The organism is Nocardiopsis sp. RV163 (genome assembly GCF_001029525.1).
Classification (GTDB): domain Bacteria; phylum Actinomycetota; class Actinomycetes; order Streptosporangiales; family Streptosporangiaceae; genus Nocardiopsis; species Nocardiopsis dassonvillei.
Genome location: NZ_LEKI01000273.1, coordinates 1 through 4,060 on the forward strand (window position 1 = coordinate 1; position 4,060 = coordinate 4,060).

Genomic DNA, 4,060 nt, shown 5'->3' on the forward strand with positions numbered 1-4,060 from the left:
GTGGGGGACGTGGACGGAGGGCGAGATCGGGGCCGGGTGCGGGTGCCGTGGCGACGGTCACACGCGCTAGGCTATGGTCTAGACCTCTGGTGCAGGTCAGGGGTCCTTTCCCCGGACGCGCGAGCGAGGAAGAACAGCCATGCCGAAACTGGTCGACGTCAGCCACCAGATCACCGACGGGATGACCACTTCTCCGGGCCTGCCGGAACCCGCCGTCGAGGAGAGCACCGCCGTTCCGGGCTCCGTCCCCGGCCACGGCACCAGCAGCGGCCGCGTCACGATGGTCGGTGCCACCGGCACCTACGTGGAGACGCCGGCCCACCGCTACCGGGACGGCGCGGACCTGGCCGACCTGGACCTGGCCCGCGTGGCGGACCTGCCCGGTGCGGTCGTCGCCGTCGGCTCCGCCCGGATCGGCCCGGAGGCCTTCTCCGGCCTGGACGTGCGCGGACGCGCCGTGCTGGTGCGCACCGGCTGGGACCGGCACTGGCGCACCGAGTCCTACGGCCACCCAGAACACCCCTACCTGACCGAGGAGGCGGCCAAGGCGCTCGTGGACGGCGGCGCCACCCTCGTGGGCATCGACGCGGTCGGCGTGGACGACCCCTCTCCCGCCGCCGAGGGCGCCCGCCCGGCGCTGGCAGTCCTGCTCGCCGCCGGTGTCCCCGTCGTCTCCCACCTCTGCCTGCTCGACCAGCTCCCCGAGGAGGGCTTCACCTTCTTCGCTGTTCCCGCCAAGATCCGCGGGATGGCCGCCTTCCCCGTGCGGGCCTTCGCCCTCGTGGAATGACCGGCCGCGCCCCCGGCGGCCGGGGGCGGGCGCGGAGCGGGCTCACAGGTCGGCGTCCAGGTCCTTCTGGGCCCGGCGGTGCTCGCGCTGGGCCCGCCGGTCGGCCTCCTGGCGCGCCGCGCGCTCGTCCTGGGCGACCGCGCTGGTCATCGCGTTGGACAGCGCCCGCAGCTCCATGTTGATCCTGGGGTAGGCGGGCAGCCGGGGGATCGCGCCCATGCGTGGCGTGCGGCGCTCCCTCATCGAGGAGATGAGTTCGCCGAAGGCCAGGTCCACCCGTTGCAGGGTGATGGCGCCCGCCGACTCGGGCCGGTCCCGGGCCAGCGCCGACAGCGCCAGGTAGCCGGTGCGCTGGGTGGCCACCACCACCGGCCACAGCGGCAGCGTGGACGCCGCGCGCGGTGCGTCCCCGATCGCGCTGTCGTAGACCCCGCGCAGGTTGACCAGGGCCGCGCGCATGTCCCTGCGCAGCCGGTAGCGCCGCTCGGGGCCGATCTCCACGTCCTGGTCCAGGACCGCCATGATGCACTCGCGCGAGGTCTCCAGCACGCTCGTGATGGCCTGGGGCAGACGGGTCGCCGACGCCCTGCGCCACAGGAGCAGCGAACCCAGCAGGCCGAACACCGAACCCACGACGGTGTCGATGACGCGCGACCCGGCCAGGTCGGTGATCGGATCGGGCGCGGCGGTCGCGGCCAGCAGCAGCGCCATCGGCGTCACCAGGACCGAGGCGTAGAAGAAGTTGCGGCCCACCACCAGCTGGGTGAGCCCCTGGAACAGCCCGGCGAGCACGATGACCACGACCAGCGGCGGGTGCGTCGCGATCAGCGCGGCGCCGATGAACACGCCCACGAGTGTGCCCAGCGACCGCTGCAGGGCCCGGTTCATGGTCAGGACCACGCTGCCCGCCTGGAGGACGGCGGTCGCGGTCAGACCCACCCAGTAGTAGTGGTCCAGGCCCAACAGGAGGCTGAACGCGCCCGCCGCGGTCACCGTGATCCACATGCGCAGCGCGGTGGGGCGCACCAGCGAGTCCGAGCCCAGGCTGGAGCGCAGCGCGTCCCACAGCGCCGGATAGCGCTGGTCGTGCAGGGTCGCGGCGTGCTCGTCGTCCTCGTGGGTGGAGCGGCGCGCGGCCTGCGCGGCCCGGGCCAACTGGCCGTAGAGCCGGGCCTCCAGGGAGCGGGGGCGCAGGCCCCGGCGCAGTTCGTCGAGCTCGTCGGGGTCGGGTCCCAGGGAGGGGTCGGCCACGGCCGGGGCCATGCGCTCGGCGAAGTCGGCGGCCTTCTCCGGCAGGGCCGTGGGGCGCGCCATGCACACCTGGGTGGTGGCCAGGTGCACGTCGGAGACCCACCGCAGCAGGGAGCGCAGCCGGGCGGCCTCGGGGCTGGTGCGGTAGCCGCGGGTCTGGGCCAGCAGGACGATCCGCCAGGCCTCGGCTACCGCCACCGACGCCTCGTGCTGGGCGTGGTCCAGATCGGGCGTGCCCACGGCGCGCAGCAGGGAGGCGAGCTGGCGGTAGGCCCCGGCCACGGCGCGGTACTCGGGGTGCCGGGCGCGCACGGGCGCGCCCGACATCGAAACCGACCAGCCGATGGCCGCGCCGAGGGCGGCCACGAGGGCGTGCAGGGGGACGTCGGCCAGGCCGCCGGGGGCGATGGTGGAGATCGCCCCGACCAGGACGAAGAAGAGGGGGCCCGGCCTGTCCACCCGCCAGGCCGCGCACAGCCAGGTGGCGATCCCGGCGGTCAGGCCGATGGAGAACACGGGCGCCCAGGAGGCCAGGGCCGAGGCCAGGGAGCCGAGGGCGACGCTGGCGACGAAGCCCAGGCCGACCAGGGCCAGGGCCGCCGACCGGTAGGCGTAGGGCGTCTTCTTCTCGTACAGGACGGTCATGGAGCCCAGGGCGGCCAGGGTGCCGACCTCCGAGCCGAAGAGCCACGTGGCCAGGGCGAAGGAGAGAGACATGGACACGGCGGCCTTGACCGCGGTGGTCCACGCCCAGGCACCGGACTGGAGTCCGAACAGCGCCCGCAGGTCGACCCTGGGGTGGGGCCGTTCGGCCACCTCGACGCGTTCGGCTCCGTGTCCTTCGCCGGGGGAACCACCCACGTTCATCGGTCCGGTGTCTCCAGTGGTTCCCAGATCTCGCACGTTTCCCATCCTAGACCGGGACGAACCGGCACTTAGGTGACTTACTGAACATCGGTGGGGCGGGCCGTGGCGGGGGCGGGGCCGTTCGGAGCGCGGACGGTTACGTGGCCGTGTGCTCCGCGTCCTGCCCGGCCGGGGGCGACCCGGCCCGCTCCGCGCGCCGTTCGGCCAGCTCGGCGCGGGCCTCGGCCCGCTCGCGCGCCTCCTCGGACAGCGCCAGGCGCGCGGCGGCGGCCTCCCGCGACTCGGCCAGGGTGATCTCGGCGTTGCGGCGCTGGGAGTCCAGGTCGGCGGCCAAGCGCTCGCGGTCGGTGCGCAGACGTTCCAGCTCGGCGGTGAGGCGTTCGCGCTCGGCGGCGGCCGCCGAGCGGTCCGACTCCAGGCGCTCGCGGGTCCGCTCCAGTTCGGCGTCGAAGCGCTCCCGGTCGGCGGCCAGGGTCCGGGCGGCCTCGCCCGCGCGCTCCTCGGCGGTCTCGGCGCGGGTCCGTGCGCTCTCGGCCGCCAGGACGGCCTCGTCGCGCCGGCGGGCGTGCTCGGCGGTCTCGGCGCGCAGCCCCTCGGCCTCGGCCCGCGCCTGCTGGAGCCGCCGGGAGGCCTCGGCCCGCTCGTGCTCCAGCTCCTCGCGGGCTCGGGCTGCCTGTTCGGCGACGCGGCGTTCGGCGGCGGCCAGACCCGCGTTGGCCTCGGCGACGGCGGCGTCGCGTTCGGTCCGCGCCCGGTCGGCGAGGGCGCACTGGCGGTCGCGCTCGGCCTCGGCGGCGTCCCGGGCGGCCAGGGCCTCCTCGGCGATGCGCTCGGCCTCCTGGGTGGCGGAGACGGCGGAGGCGGCGGCGTCCTCGGCCACGCGCCGGGCGGCCTCGGCCTCGCGGCGGCGGTTCTCCGCCTCCAGGCGGGCGGCGTCGGCCTCGGCGGCGTGCCGGGCCCCGGCGAGGCGGGCGGCCTCCACCTGGGCCTCGGCCGCGGCCGGGTCGGTCATCGTGGAGAAGGCCTCGGTGGCCGACCGGAGGGTGGCGGTGAGCTGCTCGCTCTGGACGGCGAAGCGGGTGAGCAGGTCGTCGGCGCGCAGGCGGGCGGAGGTGACCGGCTCGGCGCTGAAGGAGGGGGAGGACCCTGCGG

The 4,060-nt window shown here is 75.7% G+C and carries 3 protein-coding genes; 1 reads left to right on the forward strand and 2 read right to left on the reverse strand.

Going from position 1 to position 4,060, the window contains the following annotated elements; genetic code table 11:
- Positions 1 to 139: 139 nt before the first annotated feature.
- The gene (locus ABD54_RS25820) at positions 140 to 790 is read left to right on the forward strand and encodes a cyclase family protein (protein WP_047872154.1); all 651 of its coding nucleotides are present in this window, start codon (positions 140 to 142) and stop codon (positions 788 to 790) included.
- Positions 791 to 832: 42 nt separating this feature from the next.
- Here ABD54_RS25820 and ABD54_RS25825 read toward each other — a convergent pair whose 3' ends face one another.
- Complete coding sequence (locus ABD54_RS25825) at positions 833 to 2,908, reverse strand: FUSC family protein (RefSeq protein ID WP_082167001.1); 2,076 nt, start codon at positions 2,906 to 2,908, stop codon at positions 833 to 835.
- 136 nt (positions 2,909 to 3,044) lie between these two features.
- The coding region (locus tag ABD54_RS25830; RefSeq protein WP_047872156.1) for a hypothetical protein at positions 3,045 to 4,060 on the reverse strand (1,016 nt) is incomplete at its 5' end.

Excerpts from the sequence above, each read along its gene's own strand:
- ABD54_RS25820 (WP_047872154.1), top strand. The coding sequence starts at position 140 with ATGCCGAAACTGGTCGACGTCAGCCACCAGATCACCGACGGGATGACC.
- ABD54_RS25825 (WP_082167001.1), bottom strand. The coding sequence starts at position 2,908 with ATGAACGTGGGTGGTTCCCCCGGCGAAGGACACGGAGCCGAACGCGTC.